23 protein-coding genes are annotated in these 24,070 nt (G+C 74.3%); 6 read left to right on the forward strand and 17 right to left on the reverse strand.

The genetic code is table 11. The features are described 5' to 3' along the window. Positions 1-94: 94 nt before the first annotated feature. From FVA95_RS09655 to FVA95_RS09685, 7 genes are all read right to left on the reverse strand, one after another. Positions 95-1,411 (reverse strand): pitrilysin family protein, encoded by a 1,317-nt coding sequence (locus FVA95_RS09655; RefSeq protein ID WP_240051385.1) that lies wholly within the window; start codon positions 1,409-1,411, stop codon positions 95-97. A gap of 64 nt (positions 1,412-1,475) precedes the next feature. After that, positions 1,476-3,752 carry a polyribonucleotide nucleotidyltransferase gene (locus FVA95_RS09660; RefSeq protein WP_149663895.1) on the reverse strand — a complete coding sequence of 759 codons (2,277 nt, stop codon included), beginning with the start codon at positions 3,750-3,752 and terminating at the stop codon, positions 1,476-1,478. Between the two features lie 243 nt (positions 3,753-3,995). After that, positions 3,996-4,265: a 30S ribosomal protein S15 gene (gene rpsO / locus FVA95_RS09665; RefSeq protein WP_020621572.1), complete on the reverse strand. Its 270-nt coding sequence runs from the start codon at positions 4,263-4,265 to the stop codon at positions 3,996-3,998. A gap of 290 nt (positions 4,266-4,555) precedes the next feature. Next, the gene (locus FVA95_RS09670) at positions 4,556-5,095 is read right to left on the reverse strand and encodes a helix-turn-helix domain-containing protein (protein ID WP_149663896.1); all 540 of its coding nucleotides are present in this window, start codon (positions 5,093-5,095) and stop codon (positions 4,556-4,558) included. A 64-nt stretch (positions 5,096-5,159) separates the two neighbouring features. Next, positions 5,160-6,122: a bifunctional riboflavin kinase/FAD synthetase gene (locus tag FVA95_RS09675; RefSeq protein WP_149663897.1), complete on the reverse strand. Its 963-nt coding sequence runs from the start codon at positions 6,120-6,122 to the stop codon at positions 5,160-5,162. A 65-nt stretch (positions 6,123-6,187) separates the two neighbouring features. Then, positions 6,188-7,084, reverse strand: a complete 897-nt coding sequence (truB, locus tag FVA95_RS09680) for a tRNA pseudouridine(55) synthase TruB (protein ID WP_149663898.1) — start codon at positions 7,082-7,084, stop codon at positions 6,188-6,190. 9 nt (positions 7,085-7,093) lie between these two features. After that, complete coding sequence (locus tag FVA95_RS09685; protein WP_075307535.1) at positions 7,094-7,753, reverse strand: response regulator transcription factor; 660 nt, start codon at positions 7,751-7,753, stop codon at positions 7,094-7,096. A gap of 116 nt (positions 7,754-7,869) precedes the next feature. Between FVA95_RS09685 and FVA95_RS09690 the strand changes: the two genes are divergently transcribed. Both FVA95_RS09690 and FVA95_RS09695 read left to right on the forward strand, forming a co-directional pair. Then, positions 7,870-9,336, forward strand: a complete 1,467-nt coding sequence (locus FVA95_RS09690) for a cation:dicarboxylate symporter family transporter (protein ID WP_149663899.1) — start codon at positions 7,870-7,872, stop codon at positions 9,334-9,336. Between the two features lie 124 nt (positions 9,337-9,460). Further along, positions 9,461-11,230: an ATP-binding protein gene (locus FVA95_RS09695; protein ID WP_161992249.1), complete on the forward strand. Its 1,770-nt coding sequence runs from the start codon at positions 9,461-9,463 to the stop codon at positions 11,228-11,230. A 357-nt stretch (positions 11,231-11,587) separates the two neighbouring features. Here the strand turns inward: FVA95_RS09695 and FVA95_RS09700 are convergent, their stop codons facing one another. The 9 genes from FVA95_RS09700 to rimP form a co-directional block, all read right to left on the reverse strand. Then, positions 11,588-13,015 carry an MATE family efflux transporter gene (locus FVA95_RS09700; RefSeq protein ID WP_149663901.1) on the reverse strand — a complete coding sequence of 476 codons (1,428 nt, stop codon included), beginning with the start codon at positions 13,013-13,015 and terminating at the stop codon, positions 11,588-11,590. Next, positions 13,012-13,650 (reverse strand): class I SAM-dependent methyltransferase, encoded by a 639-nt coding sequence (locus FVA95_RS09705; RefSeq protein WP_370460849.1) that lies wholly within the window; start codon positions 13,648-13,650, stop codon positions 13,012-13,014. The genes FVA95_RS09700 and FVA95_RS09705 overlap by 4 nt, the downstream gene beginning before the upstream one ends. A 127-nt stretch (positions 13,651-13,777) precedes the next feature. Further along, positions 13,778-14,776: a bifunctional oligoribonuclease/PAP phosphatase NrnA gene (locus tag FVA95_RS09710; RefSeq protein WP_149663902.1), complete on the reverse strand. Its 999-nt coding sequence runs from the start codon at positions 14,774-14,776 to the stop codon at positions 13,778-13,780. After that, the gene (gene rbfA, locus FVA95_RS09715) at positions 14,773-15,219 is read right to left on the reverse strand and encodes a 30S ribosome-binding factor RbfA (protein ID WP_149663903.1); all 447 of its coding nucleotides are present in this window, start codon (positions 15,217-15,219) and stop codon (positions 14,773-14,775) included. The genes FVA95_RS09710 and rbfA overlap by 4 nt, the downstream gene beginning before the upstream one ends. 82 nt (positions 15,220-15,301) lie before the next feature. Beyond that, complete coding sequence (locus tag FVA95_RS09720) at positions 15,302-15,595, reverse strand: DUF503 domain-containing protein (RefSeq protein ID WP_020623263.1); 294 nt, start codon at positions 15,593-15,595, stop codon at positions 15,302-15,304. A 69-nt stretch (positions 15,596-15,664) separates the two neighbouring features. Further along, the gene (infB, locus tag FVA95_RS09725) at positions 15,665-18,694 is read right to left on the reverse strand and encodes a translation initiation factor IF-2 (protein WP_149663904.1); all 3,030 of its coding nucleotides are present in this window, start codon (positions 18,692-18,694) and stop codon (positions 15,665-15,667) included. Positions 18,695-18,791: 97 nt separating this feature from the next. Then, the gene (locus FVA95_RS09730) at positions 18,792-19,178 is read right to left on the reverse strand and encodes a YlxR family protein (RefSeq protein WP_149663905.1); all 387 of its coding nucleotides are present in this window, start codon (positions 19,176-19,178) and stop codon (positions 18,792-18,794) included. Between the two features lie 35 nt (positions 19,179-19,213). Beyond that, positions 19,214-20,257: a transcription termination factor NusA gene (gene nusA, locus FVA95_RS09735; RefSeq protein ID WP_020628120.1), complete on the reverse strand. Its 1,044-nt coding sequence runs from the start codon at positions 20,255-20,257 to the stop codon at positions 19,214-19,216. Continuing rightward, positions 20,254-20,898 (reverse strand): ribosome maturation factor RimP, encoded by a 645-nt coding sequence (gene rimP / locus FVA95_RS09740; protein ID WP_149663906.1) that lies wholly within the window; start codon positions 20,896-20,898, stop codon positions 20,254-20,256. The genes nusA and rimP overlap by 4 nt, the downstream gene beginning before the upstream one ends. Positions 20,899-21,263: 365 nt before the next feature. Here rimP and FVA95_RS09745 point away from each other — a divergent pair, with 365 nt between their 5' ends. After that, the gene (locus tag FVA95_RS09745) at positions 21,264-21,776 is read left to right on the forward strand and encodes a hypothetical protein (RefSeq protein ID WP_149663907.1); all 513 of its coding nucleotides are present in this window, start codon (positions 21,264-21,266) and stop codon (positions 21,774-21,776) included. After that, positions 21,773-22,255, forward strand: coding sequence for a ferritin-like domain-containing protein (locus tag FVA95_RS09750; RefSeq protein WP_149663908.1), 483 nt, complete (start codon positions 21,773-21,775; stop codon positions 22,253-22,255). The genes FVA95_RS09745 and FVA95_RS09750 overlap by 4 nt, the downstream gene beginning before the upstream one ends. Positions 22,256-22,267: 12 nt before the next feature. Here FVA95_RS09750 and FVA95_RS09755 read toward each other — a convergent pair whose 3' ends face one another. Further along, entirely contained in the window at positions 22,268-23,335 is a 1,068-nt protein-coding gene (locus FVA95_RS09755; protein ID WP_240051383.1) for an aminotransferase class V-fold PLP-dependent enzyme, read from the reverse strand. 38 nt (positions 23,336-23,373) lie between these two features. On the opposite strand from FVA95_RS09755, the gene FVA95_RS09760 reads away from it, so the two are divergent. Together FVA95_RS09760 and FVA95_RS09765 are read left to right on the forward strand one after the other, a co-directional pair. After that, positions 23,374-23,784, forward strand: coding sequence for a secondary thiamine-phosphate synthase enzyme YjbQ (locus FVA95_RS09760; RefSeq protein WP_075307553.1), 411 nt, complete (start codon positions 23,374-23,376; stop codon positions 23,782-23,784). A 98-nt stretch (positions 23,785-23,882) separates the two neighbouring features. Continuing rightward, positions 23,883-24,070 (forward strand): hypothetical protein (locus FVA95_RS09765; RefSeq protein ID WP_205015810.1); only part of this gene is annotated, 188 nt, incomplete at its 3' end.

The following is a 24,070-nucleotide window of genomic DNA, read 5'->3' on the forward strand; positions in this document are numbered from 1 at the left end:
GCCGTCGACCCGCTGCCCGAGACCCTCCGCTGGTAGAACTGCTCCTGACCGGCCCACCCCACACCGCCCGGCGAGGCAGCCGGAGGGGGTGGGGTCAGGCCAGGTCCCGCAGGGCGACCGGGAGGTCGTCGGCCTCGGCGTAGGGCCCCACGACTGCCGCCGTCAGCGGCTGGGCCAGCAGGTCCGCGGCCAGCGCTGCGACCTCTCCCGGGGTGACGGCGTCGATGCGGGCGAGGCTGTCGGCCAGCGACCGCTGCCGCCCGTGGTCCAGCTCCGCACGACCGAGCCGGTTCATCCGCGACGCGGTGTCCTCGCAGCCCAGCACCAGTCCCCCGCGCAGGGCGCCCTGGGCACGGACGACCTCGGCCTCGGTCAGACCGCCGGCCGCGACCTCGCCGAGCACATCACGCACCACGGCGACGACCTCACCGAGGCGTTCGGGGGCGCATCCGGCGTACACCGACAGCGCACCGGCGTCGGCGTAGCGCACGGTCGAGGAGTAGACCTGGTAGGCCAGTCCGCGCTGCTCCCGGACCTGCTGGAACAGCCGCGAGGACAGCCCCCCGCCGAGGGCGGAGTTGAGGACGGCGAGCACCGGGAGACCGCGGCCGGCGCGGCCCGCGGTGGGCACACCGAGCATCACGTGGGCCTGCTCGGACTCGTCGTCGAGCAGCCCGAGTGCGCCGATGCGGACCGGGCGGACACCGGTGGCGCTGCGCGGAGGTACCGGACGGGCCCCCTCGTGGTGCCGTGCGGCCGCGCCGAGGGCGGCGGCCACGAGCTCGGCGACGTAGGAGTGGTCGAGGTTCCCGGCCGCGGCGACGACCATCCGCGGCGCCGTGTACTGCCCGCGCCAGAAGCTGTGCAGGGTGTCGCGGCTCATCGCCCGGACCGACTCCTCGGAGCCGATCACCGGCCGTCCCAGCGGGTGGTCGCCGAACAGGGTCTCGTCGAACAGGTCGCCGAGCAGGTCCTCCGGGTCGTCGTCGCGCATCGAGATCTCCTCGAGCACGACGCCGCGTTCCAGCTCGACGTCGGTGTGGGCCAGCTCGGCGTCGGTGACGACATCGGCCAGCACGTCCACCGCGAGCGCCACGTCGGTGTCGAGGACGTGGGCGTAGTAGCAGGTGTGCTCCTTGGCGGTGAACGCGTTCAGCTCACCGCCGACGGCGTCCATCTCCTCGGCGATGCCCGCCGCCGTACGCCGCCGGGTGCCCTTGAACAGCAGGTGTTCCAGGAAGTGCGCGGCGCCGGCCTGCTCGGGGGTCTCGTCGACCGAGCCGATCCCGATCCAGATGCCGAGTGCCACCGAGCGGACCCCCGGCACGGCCTCGGTGACCAGCCGCACCCCGCCGGGCAGGTCGCTGCGGCGCACGGTGTCACCGGTGTCGCCGTCGGGGAGCGGGGACACACGGGCGGCGGCCCGGGAGGAGTCCCGGGCCGCCGTCGCGTGGTCGTTCTCAGATGCCAACAGTTCAGCTCGGGTTGGCGGCGGCCTCGGCCGGAGCCTCGGCGTCGACGACGCCCTCGGCGGGCACCTCCGCGACCGCGGACTCGTCGACCACCGGGATCAGCGAGATCTTGCCGCGGTTGTCGATGTCGGTGACCTCGACGCGCAGCTTGTCGCCGACCTTGACGACGTCCTCGACCTTGCTGATCCGCTTCCCGTTGCCGAGCTTCGAGATGTGGACCAGGCCGTCCTTGCCGGGGACCAGCGAGACGAAGGCACCGAACGCGGCGGCCTTGACCACCGTGCCCAGGAAGCGCTCGCCGACCTTCGGCAGCTGCGGGTTGGCGATCGCGTTGATCATGCCGATCGCCTCCTCCGCGGAGGGGCCGTCGTTCGCACCGACGTAGATCGTGCCGTCGTCCTCGATCGAGATGTCGGCACCGGTCTTCTCGGTGATCGAGTTGATCATCTTGCCCTTCGGGCCGATGACCTCGCCGATCTTGTCGACCGGGACCTTCACCGCGGTGACCCGCGGCGCGTACTTGCTCATCTCGTCCGGGCCGTCGATGGCCTCGCCGATCACCTCGAGGATGGTCAGGCGGGCGTCCTTGGCCTGGTTCAGCGCGGCGGCGAGCACCTCGGACGGGATGCCGTCCAGCTTGGTGTCCAGCTGCAGCGCGGTGACGAACTCCTTGGTGCCGGCGACCTTGAAGTCCATGTCGCCGAAGGCGTCCTCGGCGCCGAGGATGTCGGTCAGCGCGACGTAGCGCGTCTGGCCGTCGACCTCGTCGGACACCAGGCCCATCGCGATGCCCGCGACCGGCGCCTTCAGCGGCACACCGGCGTTGAGCAGCGACATCGTGGACGCGCAGACCGAGCCCATCGAGGTCGAGCCGTTCGAGCCGAGGGCCTCGGAGACCTGGCGGATCGCGTAGGGGAACTCCTCGCGGTTCGGCAGGACCGGGATCAGGGCCCGCTCGGCGAGCGCGCCGTGGCCGATCTCGCGGCGCTTCGGCGAGCCGACGCGACCGGTCTCACCGGTCGAGTACGGCGGGAAGTTGTAGTGGTGCAGGTAGCGCTTGCGCGTCTCCGGCCCCAGCTGGTCGATCTGCTGCTCCATGCGGAGCATGTTCAGCGTGGTGACACCCATGATCTGGGTCTCGCCGCGCTCGAACAGCGCGGAGCCGTGCGCCCGCGGGACGACCTCGACCTCGGCCGACAGCGGCCGGATGTCGGTCAGGCCGCGGCCGTCGATCCGGACCTGGTCGGTCAGGATCCGGCGGCGGACCAGCTTCTTGTTCAGCGCGCGGAACGCGTTGCCGAGCTCGGACTCGCGGCCGACGAAGCGCTCGCCGAGCTTCTCGAGCACCGACGCCTTGATCTCGTCGGTGCGGGTCTCGCGCTCCTGCTTGCCGGCGATGGTCAGCGCCTGCGCCAGCTCCTGCTCGACGGCCTCGGAGACGGCCTCGAAGGCGTCCGGCTGGTAGGCCGGGAACACCGGGTAGTCGCCGGTCGGCTTGGCGGCGACGTCGGCCAGCTGCTGCTGGGCGATGCACAGCGAGCGGATGAAGGGCTTCGCGGCCTCGAGGCCGTCGGCCACGACACCCTCGGTCGGAGCGGTGGCGCCGCCCGCGATCAGCTCGATCGTGTTCTCGGTGGCCTCGGCCTCGACCATCATGATCGCGACGTCGTCGCCCACGATGCGGCCCGCGACGACCATGTCGAACGCTGCGCGGTCGAGCTGGTCGTGGGTCGGGAAGGCGACCCACTGGGTGTCGGTGCCCGCCTCGTTCGCGATGAGCGCGACGCGGACGCCGCCGACCGGGCCGGAGAACGGCAGGCCGGCGAGCTGGGTGGACGCCGACGCGGCGTTGATCGCCACGACGTCGTAGGGGTCCTTCGGGTCGAGCGACATGACCGTCACGACGACCTGGATCTCGTTGCGCAGACCGTCCACGAAGGACGGGCGCAGCGGACGGTCGATGAGGCGGCAGGTCAGGATCGCGTCGGTGCCCGGGCGGCCCTCGCGGCGGAAGAACGAGCCGGGGATCCGGCCCGCGGCGTACATCCGCTCCTCGACGTCCACCGTGAGCGGGAAGAAGTCGAACTGGTCCTTCGGCCGCTTCGAGGCGGTCGTGGCGGACAGCAGCATGGTCTCGTCGTCGAGGTACGCGACGACGGACCCGGCAGCCTGGCGCGCGAGCCGGCCGGTCTCGAACCGGACGGTGCGGGTGCCGTAGGTGCCGTTGTCGATGACGGCGGTGCTCTCGTGCACGCCGTCCTCGGAGATGACGTCAGTCATACGGGGGTGTTCTCCTCGTCGTTGGGAGTGGTCTTCGTCTACCCCCACCACCGTGGCGCCGGCTCGATCCCCTGCTGGGCCGGTCTTCGATCGAAGCCCCCGGCCGCGCGTCGCGCTCCGGGGGCCACTACCGAGGACCGGCGGATGTCCGGTCGCCCCGCGTGACGGGCTCTGTTCAGTTGTGTCGCTCGGTGTTACGGAACGACCCGGCACCGGGAACCGGTGCCGGGTCGGCCGGGCGGGTCAGCGGCGCAGACCCAGCTTCTCGATCAGCGCGCGGTAGCGAGCGACGTCGACCTCGCGCAGGTACTTGAGCAGCCGGCGACGACGACCGACCAGCAGCAGCAGGCCGCGCCGGCTGTGGTGGTCGTGCTTGTGCTGCTTCAGGTGCTCGGTCAGGCCGACGATGCGCTGCGTCAGCAGCGCGACCTGGGCCTCGGGGGACCCGGTGTCGGTGGCGTGGGTGCCGTACTGCTCGAGCGTGCTCTTCTTCTCGGCGGTGGTCAGTGCCACTGCTCAACTCCTTCATCCTTGAGACGGTCCGTGGGGCCGTGACGTCCGACGAAACCCGGATGAACCGGCGGGACGGCAGGAAGTCGGTCGCGGCCGCCACGGACTGCAGCCGGACCCGAGGTGAAACGGTACCAGCGACGGGTGCGCCGACCGCCGCCGACCCGTGCCACCCCGGTGTGTGATCCGGTGTCCCGGCGCGCGACGAGATCCGGTGGACCACGGCGGCCACCGATGCGGGTCACCCCGCCACGTCCGCACCCGGGGGCAGCAGCCGGGGTCAGCAGCCGGGGTCAGCGCCGTCCCGCGGCGGCCCGGCGCAGTACCTCGGCGATCTCCGGGAACGCCGCGGCCAGCTCGGCCGCCGCCGCGACGAGCCGGGCCGGCGCGCTCACCCCGCGCAGCGCGTCCTCCGCGGTCGGCTCGGCCCGGGCCCGTCGCGGCTGCGGCACCGCCGGCCCGGTCGTGGGTGCCTGCCCGGCGCAGCGGCAGGCACCGGTCGGTCCCCCCGGCGTCGGCTCCTGCCGGACCCGGGCCAGCAGCACGTCGCGTTCGGCCTCGGGCACCGGGCCGTGCGCGAGCCGCCGGTCCAGCGCGGTCATCCGGCCCAGCACCGCAGGGTCCCCGATCTTGACCCGGCGCCCGCCAGCCAGCTGGGACAGCATCGCCGGGCTCAGCCCGATCGCGGCGGCGAGGCGGGCCTGGGTGATGCCGAGGCCGGTCGTGAGCCGGCGGATGCGTTCGTCGAGGGGCTCGCCGTAGATCGCGCTCTGGCGGTCGCGGTTGCGCGCGATCTCCTGCGCCACCGGGTCCACGGTGCGGGGGTCGTCCATGCCTGCCAGCCTCGGTGACCACGCGGTGCGGCGCGGTCGATCGGCCCCGGCAGGGGGTTTTCACCTAATCCGGCACCCCGTCGGGTCCGGTGGCGTCGCCGGCCGCGGTGAGGATCTCGCGGCAGGTCTCCACGTCCCGACCCATCTGTGCGACGAGCGCCTCGACGCCGTCGTAGTGCTCCTGGCCGCGCAGCCGCTCGACGAACTCGACGCTGACCTCGTGGCCGTAGAAGTTCTCGTCGACGTCGAGGACGTAGACCTCGACGGTGCGCACCCGCCCGGAGAACGTCGGGTTGGTCCCCACCGAGATCGCGCCCATCAGACGACGGTCGCCGATGCGGAACCAGCCCGCGTAGACGTCGTCGGCGGGGATCGCGGTGTGCGGCGGGGTGGCGACGTTCGCGGTCGGGTAGCCCAGGTCACGGCCACGTTTGTGGCCGTGCACGATCACGCCGTCCACCCGGTGCCAGCGGCCCAGCGCGTGGGCGGCGTCGCGGACGGCCCCGGCGTCGATGCAGGACCGGATGTAGGTGGAGGAGAAGGTCACGTCGTGGTCGGAGACCAGGTCGAGCGCCTCGCAGGCGAACCCGAAGCGACGGCCCAGCTCGGCGAGGGTCCCGACGTCGCCCTCGGCCCGGTGGCCGAAGGTGAAGTTGCTGCCCACCACGACGACGGCCGCGTGCAGCCGGTCGACCAGCACCTCGTGCGCGAACCCGGCGGGCGGCATCCGGGACAGCGCCTCGGTGAACGGGATGACGCAGAAGACGTCCGCGCCCACCTCGGCCACGAGCTCCGCCCGCCGGTCGAGTGTGGACAGCCGCGCCGGGTGGGTGCCGGGCCGGATCAGCTCGGCCGGGTGCGGGTCGAACGTCACGACGACGGCGGGCAGGCCGCGCTCGTGCGCCCGTTCCACCGCGCGGGAGATCAGCTGCCGGTGTCCACGGTGCACCCCGTCGAACACACCGACGGTCACGACGCACCGGCCCCAGCCGGGCGGAACCGCCTCCAGACCACGCCACCGCTGCACGGGCGCGAGCCTAGGCGAACCGGGCCGGGTCCCGCGCAGCGGGCGACCGCGCCCGGCCCGCAGGGTCAGCCGGCCGGCGCGAGCACGACGACCGGGCGGGCGGCGGCACCGCGGTCGGCCATCAGGGCCAGCGCGGCGCCGTCCGGGGCGAACACCCCGTAGGTGCCCGCGATCCCGGCCGCCGGCAGTGACTTGCCGAACCGCACGTCGGTGGCGGCGGAGGCGTCGAGGTCGACCCGCGGGAACGCCGTCGCGACGGCCGCGGCGAGGTCCAGCGACAGCCCGGGTTCCTCGGCGAGCTGCTCGACGGTGCGCGCGTGCTCCAGGGTGAAGGGTCCGACCCGGGTGCGCCGCAGCGCGGTCAGGTGCCCGGCGGAGCCCAGCGCGGTGCCGAGGTCGCGGGCGAGCGCGCGGACGTAGGTGCCCGAGGAGCAGTCGACGGCGACGTCGAGGTCGCACCACGGACCGTCACGGCGCACCGCGAGCAGCTCGAAGGCCGACACGGTGACCGGGCGGGCCGGGATCTCGACGGTCTCGCCGTCGCGGACCCGCTGGTAGGCACGCTTGCCGTCGATCTTCACCGCGGACACCGCGCTGGGGACCTGCATGATCTCCCCGGTCAGCGTGGCCATGGCGGCGCGGACCGCGTCCTCGTCGACCCGGACCGGGACGGGCTCGCCGACGGGCGTGCCCTCGGCGTCGTCGGTGTCGGTGCCCTGCCCGAGCCGCACGGTCGCGGTGTAGGCCTTGGTGTCGAGCGACAGGTGCCCGAGCAGCTTGGTGGCCCGCTCGATGCCGACGACCAGCACCCCGGTCGCCATCGGGTCCAGGGTCCCGGCGTGGCCGACCTTGCGGGTGCCCATGATCCGACGGAGCTTCCCGACGACGTCGTGGCTGGTCGGGCCCCGCTCCTTGTCGACGATCACGAGGCCGGGCGGCGGGGGTGGGTTGCGTGCGGGCACGCCGGGACGCTAACGCGCCAGCCGGTACCCGACTCCACGGACCGTCACCACGACGTCGCGGGCCCCCAGCTTCGACCGCAGCGACGCCACGTGTGCCTCCAGCGTGCGTGCCGCGGACGCGTCGGCGGTCCCCCACACCTGCTCCAGCAGCTCGGTGCGCGGCAGCACCGCTCCCTCCCGGCGGGCGAGCGCAGCGAGCAGGTCGAACTCCTTGCGGGTCAGCGCGACCTCGGTGCCGGCCGCGGTCACCGCCCGCCGGTCGAGGTCGACGACGACGTCGCCGACGCTCACCGTCGCGGCCACCGCGGCGCCGGTGGCACGACGCAGGACGGCCTCGATCCTGGCCACCAGCTCGTCGGTGGAGACCGGCTTGACCAGGTAGTCGTCGGCGCCCGAGCGCAGTCCCTGCACCCGCGCCGCGACGTCGCCGCGGCCGGTGATGGCGAGGATCGGCACCCGGGACCGCTCCCGGATCTCCCGGCAGACGCCGATGCCGTCGCGGTCGGGCAGGCCCATGTCGAGCAGGACGACGTCGGGCTCCCGCTCGGCGACGGCGGCGATGGCCGCGGACCCGCTGGTCACGAGGTCGGTCGGGTAGCCCTGGCGGACGAGGCTGCGCCGCAGGGCGTCGCCGAGGACCGCGTCGTCCTCGACCAGCAGCACCCGCACGGACCCACCTTAGTCACGATTCCTCAAAGCTTCCTCAAGCTCGGTGCCCCCGCGGTTGCCCCACGACACACCCCGGCTCCATCGTGTCCGCACCGAACACGTCGAGGAGGACGGACATGGCCGAGGTCGCCAACGCAGACGGCTCGTCCGGGACGGGGTCCACCACCCCCACCCGGACCAAGAAGAAGGTCTACACCCAGCTCTGGTTCTGGGTGCTCGTCGGCATCGCGTCCGGCATCGCGGTCGGGTTCCTCGCTCCCGGCTTCGCCGGCGAGCTGAAGTGGCTCGCCGACACGTTCGTCCAGATGATCAAGGTCATCATCGGCCCGGTCATCTTCTGCACCGTCATCGTCGGCATCGCCTCGCTGGGCAACCTCGCCCGGGCCGGGGGCCTCGCCGCGCGGGCCATGGGCTACTTCCTGATCATGACGGTGATCGCGCTGACGCTCGGCCTCATCGCCGGCAACGTCTTCCAGCCGGGTGCCGGATTCGAGGGGCACCCGAGCGCAGCCGAGCTGACCCGGGCCGAGGGACAGTTCGAGACCGGGGCCCAGGAGTCGGGTGTCATCCCGTTCATCCAGGACTCGCTGCTCCCGAAGAGCTTCTTCGGCCCGTTCGTGGACAACTCGGTCCTGCAGGTCCTGGTGCTGGCCATCCTGGCCGCCTGCGCCATCTCCTCGCTGAACCCGGCCCTGCGCAGCCGCCTGGTCGGCGGCATCGAGGGCATCGCCCAGGTCATCTTCGGCATCATCAAGATCATCATGTGGGCCGCGCCGGTCGCCGCGTTCGGCGGCATGGCCTACACCGTCGGCCAGATGGGCGGCGCGTCGCTGCTCAACCTGCTCAAGCTGATGCTGGTCTTCTACGGCACCTGCCTGTTCTTCATCGTCGTCGTCCTCGGTGCGGTGTCCTGGATGGCAGGCATCAACATCTTCAAGGTCGTCCGCCTGATCAAGGACGAGCTGCTGATCATCCTCGGCACCTCGTCGTCGGAGTCGGTGCTGCCGCGCTTCCTCACCAAGCTGCAGTCCGCCGGTGCGTCCAAGCAGACCGTCGGGATGGTCATCCCGACCGGCTACTCGTTCAACCTCGACGGCACCTGCATCTACCTGACCCTGGGTGCGCTGTTCATCATCCAGGCGGGCAACGAGTACCTGCCGATCGGCGCGCAGATCGCGCTGGCCGTGCTCATGGTCCTCACCTCCAAGGGCGCCGCCGGCGTCACCGGCGCCGGCCTGGTCACCCTGGCCGCGTCGCTGCAGGCCTTCGGCGGGGAGTTCTTCACCCCCGAGGCGATCGTCGTCGGTCTCGCGCTGATCGTCGGCATCGACCGCATGATGTCCGAGGGTCGTGCGCTCACCAACGCGATCGGCAACGTCGTTGCGACCTTCGTCGTCGCCCGCTGGAACGGCGAGCTCGACCGCGAGCGGCTCGCCGCGGTGCTGGACGACCCGAAGCTCGTCGAGGCCGACATGGAGGCCGCGCACGGTGGCGGTGCCGCCGACGAGCAGATCGAGCAGGCCGCCGAGGGCGCCGAGAAGCCCGGGGCCGGCTCCCGCGAGAAGGTCGGCGCGGGCTCCTGACCACGGCGCAGGTCCTCCTCCCATGACCGTCGCACCCCCGCGGAGCCAGCAGGCCCGCGGGGGTGCGGACGTCCCGGCCGGTGCACGGGTCCCCCTGCCACTCCCGCGGTGGCAGGCTGGGCCCGTGCGCCGGCCGTTCCGTTCCTCCCCACCGCTGCGGCGGTCGCGGCTGGTGCGGCGGCTGTTCCTGCTCCAGGTCGTCACCGTGCTGCTCACCGTCGGCGGGCTCGCCGCGCTGGGTGTCGTCGGTGCGACCCGCCTGGAGCACGACGCCGCCGGGCGGCTCACCACCGCCACCGCGCTGTCGCTGGCCTCCGATCCCGAGGTCGTGTCCGCGATCCGAGAGGGCGGCGGGCTCGCCACCCTCGCCGGGCGACTGCAGCCGGTGGCCGAACGCGTCCGCCGGGCCACGAACAGCAGCTTCGTCGTCGTCATGTCCCCGCAGGGCATCCGCTACAGCCACTACAACCCCGACGAGATCGGGCGGCCGTACCAGGGCAACATCGTCCCGGCACTGGCCGGACGCACCTCCACCGAGGTCTACACCGGCACCCTGGGCCCCTCGGTCCGCACCGTCACCCCGGTGCTCGTCGACGGCCGGGTCGCCGCGGTGGTGTCAGTCGGCGTGCTGCAGACCCGGATCAGCGACCTCGCGCTGCGCTGGCTGCCGGGCATCATCGCCGCGGCCGTGGTCGCGGTGCTCGTGGGCTCGGGACTGGCGGTGCTGCTGGCCCGGCGGCTGCGTCGCCAGACCCTGGGCCTGGAGCCCGAGGACATCACCGCCGCCTACACCCACCACGAGGCGGTGCTGCACGCCGTCGGCGAGGGGCTGCTGGTCGTCGACGGCGACGGGCGGCTCGTCGTCGTCAACGCCGAGGCCCGGAGACTGCTCGGCCTGCCCGACCACGACTCCCCCGGCGACCCCGCCGTCCCGGGCCGGCCGCTCACCGGGCTCGGCATGGACCCGGCCGTCGCGGCCGTGCTCACCAGCGGGCTGCGCTCGGACCTGCGCGACCGGGCCGCGCTGGCCGGGGAGCGGGTGCTGCTGGTCAACAGCAGGCACGCCGGGCCGGCCGCGGGCCCGGGGACGCGGGTGTTCACCCTGCGCGACCGCACCGAGCTGGCCGGGGTGCTGCGCGAACGCGACGAGGCCCGCGGCACCGTCGCCGCGCTGTCCGGGCAGGCGCACGAGTTCGGCAACCGGCTGCAGACCGTGCTGACCCTGATCGAGCTCGGCGACACCGCCGACGCCGCGGCGGCCGGCACCGCCGCGCTGGACCGCACCCGCGGGCCCGGCGCGCGGGTCGTGGCCGAGGTGTACGACCCGGTCCTGGCCGCGCTGCTCGCCGACAAGGCGTGGCAGGCCTCCGAGCACGACGTCACCTTCTCCGTCACCGACGCCTGCGACCCCGACGTGCTGCCGGAGCTGCGACTGCCCTTCGCCGCGGACGACCTGGTCTCGCTGGTCGGCAACCTCGTCGACAACGCGGTCGAGGTCGTCACCGGGCGCGCCGGGGAACGGTCGGTCGCGGTCGTCCTGCGCACCGGGCCCGACGGCCGAGAGCTGCTCCTGGAGGTCGCCGACAGCGGCCCCGGAGTGCCCCCCGACACCGCCCGCGAGCTGTTCACCTTCGGGTTCAGCACCCGCGCGACGCCCGGCGGCCGCCCCCGCGGCATCGGGCTGGCGCTGGTCGACCGGATCGCCCGCCGCCTCGGCGGGTCGGTGACGGTCGGCGCCCGCGACGACGGCACCGGCGCCGTGTTCACCGTGCGGCTGCCGCTGCCGGCCACGCCCCCCGGGGACGCCGGAGCGCCGGAGGACTCCGACGCCCCGGTACACCGGCCGGACGCCCCGGGCCACCGGCCGGAGACCTCGGCCACCGGCCGGGGCTGACCACCTGCCGCCACCGGATCCCGGCCCGCGGGGAACGGGACCGCAGCGCGGCACATCCGTCCGGTGACCCGTCCCGGAGGCGCCGAGTGGCACGTCGTGTACCTCCGGGCCCCGCCACCAGGTGCCTGGTGTGCCACTCGGCCGCCCGGACTCCGTCGACGGGTCGCTCCACGCACCGCGGCGAACGGGCCCCGTCGCGGCGACGGAGGGGTGCGGACTCGTTCGTCCTGCCCGGCCGAGGCCGACGACCCCGGCGACAGGGCGGCCATCTCCTGCGCGCCGAGCAGGCCGGCCACCGAGCCACCGGGGCCCGCAGCTCGGGGAGGGCCACATCGCGGGGCGCAGCAGGTCGGACGGTCAGGCCCGGATCTCCCCCGGGACCGCCCAGCGCCCCGACCGTGCCCGCAGCCCCACCGCGACCAGGCGGACCACCATGAACGCGGCGAGCCCGGTCCATATCCCGGCCAGTCCCCACCCGAACAGCAGGGACAGCCAGATCATCGGCAGGAACCCGCCCAGCGCGGCGAGCAGCGTGGTGGTGCGCAGGAAGGCCGCGTCACCGGCGCCGAGCAGCACACCGTCCAGGGCGAACACCACCCCGGCGATCGGCTGCAGCGCGGTGAAGAACCACCACGCGGCGGGGACCGCCGCGAGGACGGCCGCGTCGTGGGTGAACACCGGCGGCAGGACGGGGTAGAGCGCGGCGAACAGCACGCCGAACCCGCAGCCGAGCACGAGCCCGTAGCGGGTGACCCGGGCGGCGAGCGCCCGCGCCGGACCCGTGTCCGCACGGTCGCCGCCGGCGCGGTCGTCGGCGGCACGGTCGTCGGCGGCACGGTCGTCAGCAGCACGGTCGCCGGCAGCACCACCGAGGGCGGCCCCGACCAGCGACTGCGCCGCGATCGCGACCGCGTCGAGCACCAGGGACTGGAACACCCACAGCTGCAGCACGATCTGGTGCGCGGCGACGGACTCGGACCCGAACCGGGCGGCCACCGCCGTCGCGGACAGGAAGCAGGCCTGGAACCCCAGCGACCGCACGATCAGGTCGCGACCCATCGTCGCCTGGGAGCGGAGCACCGCGGTGTCCGGGGCGAAGCGGACCGGGTCACCGGCGGGGGCCCGCCGTCGTTCGACGACCAGCGCCCGGAGGAACAGCGACGCCGCGACGGCCTGCCCCGCGACGTTCGCGATCGCCGAGCCCTCGAGCCCCCAGCCCGCCCAGTCCCCCGCCCCGTGCACCAGGAGCGGACAGAGCAGCGCGGACAGCAGGTTGCCGCCGACCACGATCCACATCGGACGACGCGTGTCCTGCACCCCGCGCATCCAACCGTTGCCGGCCAGCGTCACCAGGACCAGCGGGGCGCCGAGCAGGGCGATGCGCAGCCACGAGACCGCACCCCCGGCGATCGCCGGGTCCCCGGCGAGCAGCCCCGCCAGCGGTGCGGCGGCGAGCTGTCCGAGCGCGACGACGAGCAGCCCGACGCCCAGCGCCAGCCAGGTCGCCTGCACTCCCTCGGTCACCGCGGCCGAGCGGCGCCCGGCGCCGTAGAACCGGGCCGCGCGCGCCGTCGTCCCGTAGGACAGGAACGTCAGCTGGGTCGTGACCTGCGCGAACAGCACCGCCGCGACGGCGAGCGAGGCCAGCGGCAGCCCACCCAGCCGTCCGACGACGGCCGTGTCGACCAGCAGGAACAGCGGCTCGGCCGCCAGCACCGGGAGGGCGGGCAGGGCGAGCCGGAGGATGTCGCGGGGCCCGCCCGCGAGAGGGGCGGGCCGGGTCACCGACGAGGGCGGCGGCAGAGGAAGCAGAACGCGGGCGGCAGGTTGCGCCACACCGTCCGGGTCATCACGACCTCGTCGAACGTCTCGTGCAGGGTCGCCTTGAACCGCCGTGCCGAGGGCATCGGCAGGGTGTGGGAGTAGGCGAACGTCGCGAACGCACCGGTCTCCCCCACCGCCCCGACGACCTGGTCGAGGATCTCCTGCTGCATCACGCGGTCGAACAGCGACCAGGGCAGCCCGGAGATCACCGCGTCGACCGAGGTGATGTCCCGCTCGGCGAGCAGCGCCCCCAGCTTGCGGGCGTCGCCGTTCACGACCTCGACGCCCGGGTGGCGCTCCTGCAGGTAGCGGGCCATCCCCGGGTCGAGCTCGACGGCGAGGTGCCGCCCCTCCGGGGGCAGCCGCCTCCCGACCTGCGTGGTGACGGCGCCGGTGCCCGGCCCCAGCTCGACGACGACCGGCGCGCCGTGCCCCGGCGCGATGCGGGCCAGCTTCGCCGACAACCGCGGCGAGCTCGGCCACACCGCACCCACCCGGGCCGGGTTGCGCAACCAGGCACGGAGGAACTCCGGCCACCCGCTGGACGCGTTGCCGTGACTGTCGCCCCCGCGGGCCGCAGCGGGCTCGGATCGCACCGCACACCTCCTGGTCTCGCGGGACACGCTACGTGCCCCGACGCCGTGACGCCGGACCGCCCCGAGGTGTACCCGGTCGTGATGTCGGGGCCGTGTACCCGGGATGAACCCGGTAGACCGGGCACTCTCAGCGAGCCAGCTCCGCACGCAGCAGCGCCAGGATGCCGTCGCGGGTGCCGGCGCGCTCGAACCCGGCGGCACCGGCGTGCCCACCGCCACCGAGCGCCGTCGCCACCCGGGACAGGTCCGGGGAACCGCTGCCGCGCAGCGACACCGACCACTCACCCGGCACCGTCTCGGTCAGCAACGCCGCGACCCCGCCCCCGGCCGCGGCCTGCAGCGACCCGACCAGCGTGACCGTGCGGTCCCGGAACCGGGCCGCGGTCGCCACGTCGACGGCGGCCCACACCAGGTCCGCCCCGGCGGCGACGCCCGGTTCGCGATGGGCCCCGGCCAGCACCGTGGCCTGCGCCGCGAGCCACGCGAACGGCACCGGACCCCCGATGTCCCGCAGCAGCGGGGCGGGCTCGACGCCGGCGTCGACGAGCTCGGCGCCCAGCCGGAGCGCGTCCGAGCCGCCGCGCCGGAAACCGCCGGTGTCGGTGTAGAGCCCCGCGAACAGCGACCGGGCGAGGACCGCGTCCAACGGGGTGCCCAGCTCGGCGAGCACCTCCCGGACGAGCGTCACCGTCGCCGGGGCACCCGGGTCGACGAGGTACCGGTCCGTGAACGCCACGAACGACGCATGGTGGTCCACCGCCAGCGACGACCCGGCCGTGTCCAGCACCGGCTCCAGGTCCCCGAGGCGACGGGCCGCGGAGATGTCGCAGCAGACCAGCAGGTCCGGCGAGCGCGGCGCGTCCACCGATACGACGACGAGCCCGTGGGGGTCGAGGCTGTCGACCAGCGCGGCCGGCACCTGGTCCGGCCCGCCGAACGACACGGTGACCGGGGTGCCCGCGCGGTGCAGGGCAGTGGCCAGGGCCAGGGCGCTGCCCGCGGCGTCCGCGTCGGGCCGGACGTGCCCGACCACGAGCACGTCACGGGCCCGGCGCAGGACCGCCGCGGCCCCGGCCGGATCGACCGGGCCGGGGCCCGGGACGGTCTCGTGCACGACGCCGGTCACTCGGCGTCGGTCTCCCGCGGGGCCTTGTACGGATCCGGGTCCCCCGCCGGGGACGCCGTGGCCGCCAACCGGGCCACCTCCTCGTCGGAGGCGCGAGTGCGCGCCAGCAGCTCCTCCATCCGGCGGGCCGTGTCCGGCACCGCGTCCAGCACGAACGCGAGGCTCGGCGTGTGCCGCACCCCGGTCTGCTGCCCCACCCGGCTGCGGAGCACCCCGCTCGCGCTCTGCAGCGCGGCGGCGGCGCCCGCGGTGTCCGGCTCCTCCTCCAGCGAGGCACCCATGACCGTGTAGAACACGGTCGCCTCGCGCAGGTCACCGGTGACACGGGTGTCGGTGATCGTCACCATCGCCAGCCGCGGGTCCTTCACCTCGTGCTCGAGGGCCTCCGCCACGATCTGCGAGATCCGCTTCGCGAGTTTGCGCGCGCGGGCCTGGTCGACCATGTCCTGCTCCTTCCACCGGGTCGTGCGAGCCCGAGTCTAGGCACGGGTCGCGGGGTTGCGCCGCGCCCGAGCGGGGCGGCGGTCAGTCGTCGTCCGGGCCGAACAGCCGTGTCCGCGCGGACAGCAGCTCCAGCTCGGGGCGGGCGGCGACGAGTCGCTCGCACCGCTCCAGCAGGGCGCGCACGTGGCCCGTGTCGGCGGCCACGCAGCTCACCCCGATCAGCGCGCGCCGGTGCAGGTCCAGATGGCCGGCCTCGGCGGCCGCCACCTCGAACCGGCGCAGCTCGGCGAGCAGCGGACGGACCATCGACCGCTTCTGCTTGAGCGACCGGACGTCGCCGAGCAGGACGTCACACTCCAGGGAGCCGACGTACACACACACCTCCACTGACGCCGACGGGGCGGCCGGTGACCGGCCGCCCCGTCGGAGCGCGTTCGTCAACCGCTAGTCGCGCGGCTTCTCCCGCATCTCGAACGTCTCGATGACGTCGTCGACCTTGATGTCGCTGTAGGTACCGAGCGTCAGACCGCACTCGAAGCCCTCGCGGACCTCGACCACGTCGTCCTTGAACCGGCGCAGCGACGAGATCGGGAGGTTCTCGTGGATCACCTTCGAGTCGCGCAGCAGGCGCGCCCGGGCGTTCCGGCGGATCTCCCCACTCATCACCAGGCAACCGGCGATCGTGCCGAACTTCGAGGACTTGAAGACGTCGCGGACCTCGGCGCGGCCCAGCTCGACCTCCTCGTACTCCGGCTTGAGCATGCCCTTGAGGGCCGCCTCGATCTCGTCGATCGCCTGGTAGATCACCGAGTAGTAGCGGATCTCGACGCCCTCGCGGTTGGCCAGCTCGGTGGCCTTGCCCTCGGCACGGACGTTGAAGCCCATGACGATGACGTTGTCCGCGATGGCGAGGTTGATGTCGCCCTCGGTGATGCCGCCGACGCCGCGGTGGATGACCCGCAGCTCGACCTCCTCACCCACGTCCAGCTTCATCAGGGCTTCCTCGAGCGCCTCGACGGTGCCCGAGTTGTCACCCTTGATGATCAGGTTGAGGGTGTTGGTCTCCTTCAGCGCGGCGTCCAGGTCTTCCAGGCTGACGCGCTTGCGACGGCTCGCCAGCTCGGCGTTGCGCTCGCGGGCGCGGCGCCGGTCGGCGATCTGGCGGGCCACCCGGTCCTCGTCCACGACGAGGAACGTGTCGCCCGCACCCGGCACCGACGTCAGACCGATGACCTGCACCGGGCGCGACGGGAGCGCCTCGGTGACGTCCTGGCCGTGCTCGTCGACCATGCGCCGGACGCGCCCGGAGGCGTCGCCGGCCACGACCGAGTCGCCGACCCGGAGCGTTCCGCGCTGGACCAGCACCGTGGCCACCGGGCCGCGACCGCGGTCCAGGTGACCCTCGATGGTGACGCCCTGCGCCTCCATCTCGGGGTTGGCCCGCAGGTCGAGCGCCGCGTCGGCGGTCAGCAGGATCGCCTCGAGCAGGGCCTCGATGTTGGTGCCCTGCTTCGCGGAGATGTCGACGAACATGGTGTCGCCGCCGTACTCCTCGGCCACCAGGTTGTACTCGGTGAGCTGCTGACGGATCTTCTGCGGGTTCGCACCCTCGACGTCGATCTTGTTGACCGCGACGACGATCGGCAGACCGGCCGCCTGGGCGTGGTTGATCGACTCGACGGTCTGCGGCATCACGCCGTCGTCCGCCGCCACCACGATGACCGCGATGTCGGTGGACTTCGCACCACGGGCACGCATGGCGGTGAACGCCTCGTGACCCGGGGTGTCGATGAACGTGATGAGCCGCTCCTCGCCCTCGAGCTCGGCCGCGACCTGGTAGGCGCCGATGTGCTGGGTGATGCCGCCGGCCTCGCCCTCACGGACGTTCGCCTTGCGGACCGTGTCCAGCAGCCGCGTCTTACCGTGGTCGACGTGACCCATGACGGTCACGACCGGCGGACGGGCCTCGAGCGCGTCCTCGTCGCCCGGGTCACCGAACTCGATGTCGAACGACTCCAGCAGCGCACGGTCCTCCTCCTCGGGGGAGACGACCTGCACGCGGTAGTTCATCTCCTGGCCGAGCAGCTCCAGGACCTCGTCCGAGACCGACGCGGTGGCCGTGACCATCTCACCGAGGTGGAACAAAACCTGCACCAGCGAGGCCGGGTTGGCGTTGATCTTCTCGGCGAAGTCGGTCAGCGACGCGCCACGCGGCAGCCGGATCGTCTCGCCGTTGCCCTTGGGCAGGCGGACGCCGCCCACCGAGGGCGCGGCCATGGCGTCGTACTCCTGGCGCTTCTGCCGCTTCGACTTGCGACCCTTGCGGGCCGGGCCACCGGGACGGCCGAACGCACCCGCGGCACCGCCGCGACCACGCGCACCGCCACCACCGGGACGACCGCGGAATCCACCGCCGGCCGGGGGCGGACCACCGGGACCGCCGCCACCGGGACGGAAACCGCCGCCACCGCCACCGGGACGACCGCCACCGGGGCCACCACGACCGGCACCGGGGCCACCACGACCGCCGCCGGGGCCGCCACGACCGCCGGCACCGGCACCGGGACGACCGGCAGCCGGACGCGCGGGCATCATGCCCGGGTTCGGCCGCGGAGGCATGTTGCCCGGGTTCGGACGGGGACCGCCCGCACCCGGAGCGCCGCCCGGACGCGGCGGACGCGGCGGGGCCTCACCGGAACGCGCGGCCGGAGCCTCGGGACGGCCGCCCTGCTGGCCACCGCCCTGCTGGGGCTGCGGCGCACCGGGACGCGGACCCGGCTTGGGCGAACCCTGGCCGACGCCGAACGGGTTGTTGCCGACGCGCGGCTGACGCGGGCCCGGACGGGCACCACGCTCACCGGGCTGGCCCGAGGGACGCGGGGCGCCACCGCCCTGGCCACCCTGTCCCTGACCGGGGCGGGGCGTCGAGGCGGGCTTCGGCGCGGCCGGGCCGGGCTTCGGAGCCGCCGGACCGGGCTTCGGCGCGGCGGAACCGGGCTTCGGCGCGGCCGGGGCCTCGGCGGCCGCGGCAGGGGTCTGGGCGGCCGGGGCAGCCGGAGCCGCCGGGGCCTGCGGGCCGGGCTTGGGCGCGGCCGGTCCCGGCTTCGGGGCGTCGGTGCGCGCCGCGGGCTGTGACGGCGACGGGGCGCCCGGGGTGGGTGTCGCGGGGGCCGGCGGACCCGGACGCGGGCCGGGCTTGGGGGCCGCACCCGGGGTCGGGCGCGACGGCGACGGGGCACCGGAGCCACCGGCACGCGGACGACCGCCACCGGGCGCGCCGGAACCGCGGCGCTGACCGCCGGCGGGGCCACCACCGGAGGCCATCGCGTCGCGCAGCTTGCGCACGACCGGGGCCTCCACGGTGGAGGAGGGGGACTTCACGTACTCCCCCAGGTCCTGCAGCTTGCTGAGGACCTGCTTACTGCTGATTCCGAGCTCTTTCGCGAGCTCGTGCACGCGGGCCTTGCCTGCCACTGCTCTCCTCATCCTGACCGGAGGCCGGGCGGCAGCATCCCGCTCGACCTCGAACCTAGTGTCGAAGCACGTTCATGGTGCGATCTTCACTGCTGGCTCATGACTGGTCGACCTTGCTTTCTTCCGATGACGGGTCCGAGAGGTTCCCGAGCCCCAGCGGGTCGTGCGACTCCTGCAGCCACCGCCTGACGGCGGTGACGTCCGGTGCCGAACGGACGCGTAACGCCCGGGCGAACGCCGAGCGTCGCTCGGCCTTGTCCAGGCACCCCGTCGAGCGGTGCAACCAGGCACCCCGTCCGGGGAGACGGCGGCGCGGATCCGGAATGCAACGTCCGTTCTCCACGACCACCCGCAACAGTACGTCGGCCCGTTCCCGGGTCCGGCACCCCACACAGGTCCGGATCGGAACCGACCGGGTGTGCGTGGGCGACGGTCCGCGACCGCGGGCCGATGACGAGTGTAGCGCAGGGCGGTCGTCGGGCATTCCCTCGCCCGACCCCTGCTGTTGATCTCCGTCGGTCAGGACGGCTCCCCGGCGGGGTCGGCCGGCCCACCGTCGGGGGTGACCGGGTCGCGCGGGTCGGCGTCACTGCGGATGTCGATCTTCCAGCCGGTGAGCCGGGCGGCCAGACGGGCGTTCTGCCCCTCCTTGCCGATCGCCAGCGACAGCTGGAAGTCCGGCACGACGACGCGGGCGATCCGGGCGCGCTCGTCGAGCACCGTCACCGACACCACCTTCGACGGTGAGAGCGCGTTGCCGACGAACTCGGCCGGGTCCTCGGACCAGTCGATGATGTCGATCTTCTCACCGGCCAGCTCGCCCATCACGCCGCGCACCCGGGCGCCCATCGGACCGATGCAGGCACCCTTGGCGTTGAGCCCGGAGCGGGTCGAGCGCACCGCGATCTTGGAGCGGAACCCCGCCTCACGGGCCACCGAGACGATCTCGACGGAACCGTCGACGATCTCGGGCACCTCGAGGGCGAACAGCTTGCGCACCAGGTTCGGGTGGGTCCGCGACAGCGTGATCGAGGTGCCCCGCGGGCCGCGGTTCACGCCGATGACGAAGCAGCGGATCCGGTCGCCGTGCTTGTAGACCTCGCCCGGCACCTGCTCGGCGGCGGGCAGCACGGCCTCGGTGCCGCCGGAGAGCTCGACCACGACGACGCCGCGGGCGTTGGCGCGCGCGTCGCGCTGCACGATGCCCGCGACGACCTCGCCCTCCTTGGTGGAGAACTCGCCGTAGGTGCGCTCGTGCTCGGCGTCGCGCAGCCGCTGCAGGATGACCTGGCGGGCGGTCGTCGCGGCGATCCGGCCGAAGCCGTCCGGGGTGTCGTCGAACTCCGGACCGGGGGTGCCGTCCTCGGACGCGTCGGCGGCGTCGCGGACCATGACCCGCACCACACCGCTCTTGCGGTCGATGTCGACGCGGGCGTCCGGGTGGTGACCGTCGGTGTGCTTGTAGGCGGTGAGCAGCGCCGTCTCGATGGCCGAGAGGACCGTCTCGAACGGGATCTCCTTGTCCCGCTCGATCGCGCGCAGCGCGGGGATGTCGACGTTCACCGGTTCTCCTCGTCGCGGGCAGTGCCCTCATGGCCCTCATGGCCCTCATGGCCGTCAGGGCCGTCGTGGTTCGTGGGGGCCCCGTCGGCCCCGTCGGTGCTGCCGGACAGCGCGTCCGGATCGAGCAGTGCGGTCTCCGCGGGCGGCGCGGGCTTGAACTCGACCTGCACCTGGGCGTGGCGGATCTCCGCGAGCGGGATGTCGCGCCGCTCCGGTGTCTTCCGGCCGGGGACCGCGACGGCGACCGTGTCGCCGTCGAGCCGGCCGACCCGGGCGTCGACGACGGAGCCGTCGGTCAGCGTGAGCCGTGCCAGGCGCAGGTAGGCCCGCCGCCAGTGCCGGGGCTCGGTGAGTGGCCGGTCGATCCCGGGCGAGGTCACCTCGAGCGTGTACGAACCCTCGATGAGGTGCTCGTGCGGGTCCAGCTCGGCGGCCGCGGAACGGCTGAGCCGGGCGATGACGTCGAGGTCGATGCCGGTCTCGGGCGAGGACTCGGGCAGGTCGACGACGAGCTTGACCGAGTGCCGTCGCCCGGCGGAGCGGACCTCGACGGCGTCGATCTCCAGCCCGGCCCCGTGGACCACCGGCTCGAGCACGCCGCGCAGCTGGTCTGCCAGCTGTGCGGGGTCCGGACTGCGCATCGGGTGACTCTCCTCGTGTGGGGGGCCTGCCGGGGTGACGACCGGTCGGCAGGGCTCCGGTTGGGGACGATCGTGGTGTCGCGACCGCCGGTGGGCGGGCACGTCGGACGCTTGCGGACGGCATCCGACAGCGGCGCCGCACACCGCGACGCGTCCGGACGGGACCGAGCGGTGCCGGTGACGGTGGGGACGGCCGACGAGCCTAGCGCGTCCGCCCGGCGGGCCGACGGTCGGTGGCCCGCCGACGGGCGGTCGTCCGCGGCCCGTGCGGGCACGGTCGGTGCCGCGCGGCCCGGCGCGTGCTGGCAGCATGACCCGACGTGAACGACCGCCAGCCATCCGTGTCACCCAGGGTGTCCCCCCGGATGTCACCGACCGGGCCGCCGTCGTCGCCGGTCCCGTCGTCGGTGACCGGCCCCCGCCGCGTCCGCCCGACCCGACGCCAGGTGCTGGTGACCGCGGCCGCGGTGGCCGCGACGGTGCCACTGGCGGGCTGCTCCCGCGCGACCACACGCACCCAGGACGCCTCGGACGCCCTGCTCGCGCTCGCCGACGCCGCCCGCTCCGACGCCGCGCTGATCGCCGCCGCGGTGACCGGCGACCCGTCGCTCGCGGGCCGGCTGGAGCCGCTGCGCGCCGCCCGGATGGAGCACGCCGCCGCGCTGGACCAGGCGGGCGGGCGCACCCCGGGCCAGATCGCCTCCCCCGCGACACCACCGTCGGGTGACCTCGCCGCGGTGCGCGACGCCGTCGCCGGGTCGGCCCGCAGCGCGGGCGAGGTCGTCCCCCGCGCCTCGGCGCTGCAGGTGGGGCTGGTCGCCGAGGTCGCCGCCTGCTGCGCCACCTACGCGGCGATCCTCACCGGGGCCCCGGCATGAGCGCGGGTCCGCTGCCGCGGCAGGAGTCCGACGACGAGCCCCAGGTCCCCCAGGTCACCGTCGACGCGCTGCAGCGGGCACTCGCCTGCGAGCACGCGGCTCTGTGGGCCTACAAGATGGCGCTCGCGTTCATCCCGCCGGAGTGGGCGACCCGGGCCCGCGGCGACATCGAGGCCCACACCACCCTGCGCGGCCAGATCACCCAGACCCTGTCCGACATCGGGCAGCGGCCGGTCTCGGCGCAGCCGGCGTACGCGGCCCCGCAGCCCGTCGTCGACGGCGTGTCGGCCGGGGCGCTGCTGGTGTCGGCCGAGACCGACGCGATCGCCGCCTGGCGGTCGGTGACCGAGCGGTCGTCGTCGGTCCCGCTCCGCGAGGCCGGGCTGAAGGCGATGGTCGAGTGCACCGGCCGGCTCGCGTACTGGCGCGGGGTCACCGAGCGGTCCCCCGTCGTGCCGGTGTTCCCCGGCCGGAGCTGAGAGGCGCGACGCTCAACGGAGCGCGGCGGCGGCCGCCTCGACGTCGTCGAGCGTGGTCGACAGGTGGAACGCCAGCCGGGCGGCCCCGTCCCGTACGGCGGCGGTGATCCCGGCCGCGGCCAGCCGGTCGGCCGCTCCCTCGGCGCGCACCGACACGATGGCCGACCCGGCGGGTGGCATCCCGAGGCGCTCGCGCAGGCCGTCCGCGAGGCCGACGCAGTGCGCGCGCAGGCCCTCGGGGTCGAGCGAGGCCAGCCACGGCAGCGTCACCGCGGCGCCGGCATGGGCGAACCAGACCGGGGCCTCCTCGCCCCCGGCCGGTCCGGGCCGCGCGGGCGGGTCCGGGGTGTAGAGCCCACCACCCCAGCGGTCCCGGGTGCCGTACCAGCCCGCGGAGTGCGGGGTGGGCTCCGGCCAGCGCGCCCCGGCGGGCGGCCCGTCGACCCAGGACGGCCGCCGGGCCAGCCAGGCGGCGCCGCGCGGCGCGAGCAGCCACTTGTACCCCGACCCGACGACGGCGTCGGCGTCGTGCAGGCGCAGCGGGAGCCATCCGGCGGCCTGGGTGACGTCGAACAGCAGCCGCACGCCGCTGCGGGCGCGAGCGGCGAACAGCGCGTCGACGTCGGCGATCGCACCGTCGGCGGACTGCACCACCGACACCGCGACGAGGTCGTGGTCGGCGGCGTGCGCCGCCAGCTCGGCGAGCGGCACCTCGGTCACCCGGACCCCGCGGTGGGCCTGCACCGCGAACGGCCGGGTCACCGAGGAGAACTCGCCGCGGGCGACGAGTACCCGGGTGCCCTCGGGCACCGACGCGGCGAGCGGACCGATGAGACCGGACGTCGTGGCGCCCTGCGCGACATCGGCGACCGGCACCCCGGTGATCGCGGCGAACCCGGCACGGGCCGTCTCGACGGCGTCGTCGAAGTCCTTCGGCGAGGTCCCGCCGACGGCCCAGCGCGCCACGACGTCGGCGACCACCGCCGACGCCCGTCGCGGCGGGATGCCGATGCTCGCGGTGTTCAGGTAGCCGGGCCGGTGTGGCAGTTCCCATCCGGCGAAGGTGACCGAGTCGTCCACGCTGCCCGACCGTACCGACGGTCCTACTGTCTCGGGGTGTGTACAGCGAGCTGATCGAGATCCGGACCGGTTCCGAGGAGACGGTCGTGGACCTGACGCACCGGATCGAACGCTTCCTGTCCGACTGCGGCGCCGACGACGGCCTGCTCAACGTCTTCGTGCCGCACGCGACGGCCGGGATCGCGGTCATCGAGACCGGGGCGGGCAGCGACTCCGACCTGCTCGCGCAGCTGCGCGAGCTGCTGCCCGCCGACGACCGCTGGCGGCACCGGCACGGCAGCGCCGGGCACGGTCGCGACCACGTGCTGCCCGCGTTCGTGCCGCCGTCGACGACGGTCCCGGTGATCGACGGCCGGCCCGCGCTGGGGACCTGGCAGTCGATCTGCCTGGTCGACACCAACGTGGACAACCCGACGCGGTCGGTGCGGCTGACGCTGCTGCCGGGCTGAGGCCCCGCGGCACCCGCTCCGGACCGCCGGGCGACCGCGGCCCGCCGCCCGCCGGAACGCCGCGCCGGGGTCGGACGGCAGCGCCGTACGCTGCGCCGGTGACCTCCGGCCGGACGACGACCGACCGCCCGGCTGCCGCGACGTCGTCGCGGCAGGGCGGGCCCTCCCCCGGTTCCGGGCGACGGCTGCGTCCCGCGTTGGCCGCCGCCGTCGCCGTGCTGGTCGTGGCAGGCGCGGCGGCCGGGCTCGGCGGCATCCGCCCGGCCGCCCCGGCCACCCCCGCGCC

This window comes from Pseudonocardia sp. EV170527-09 (assembly GCF_008369905.1).
In the GTDB taxonomy this organism is placed as follows: Bacteria; Actinomycetota; Actinomycetes; order Mycobacteriales; family Pseudonocardiaceae; genus Pseudonocardia.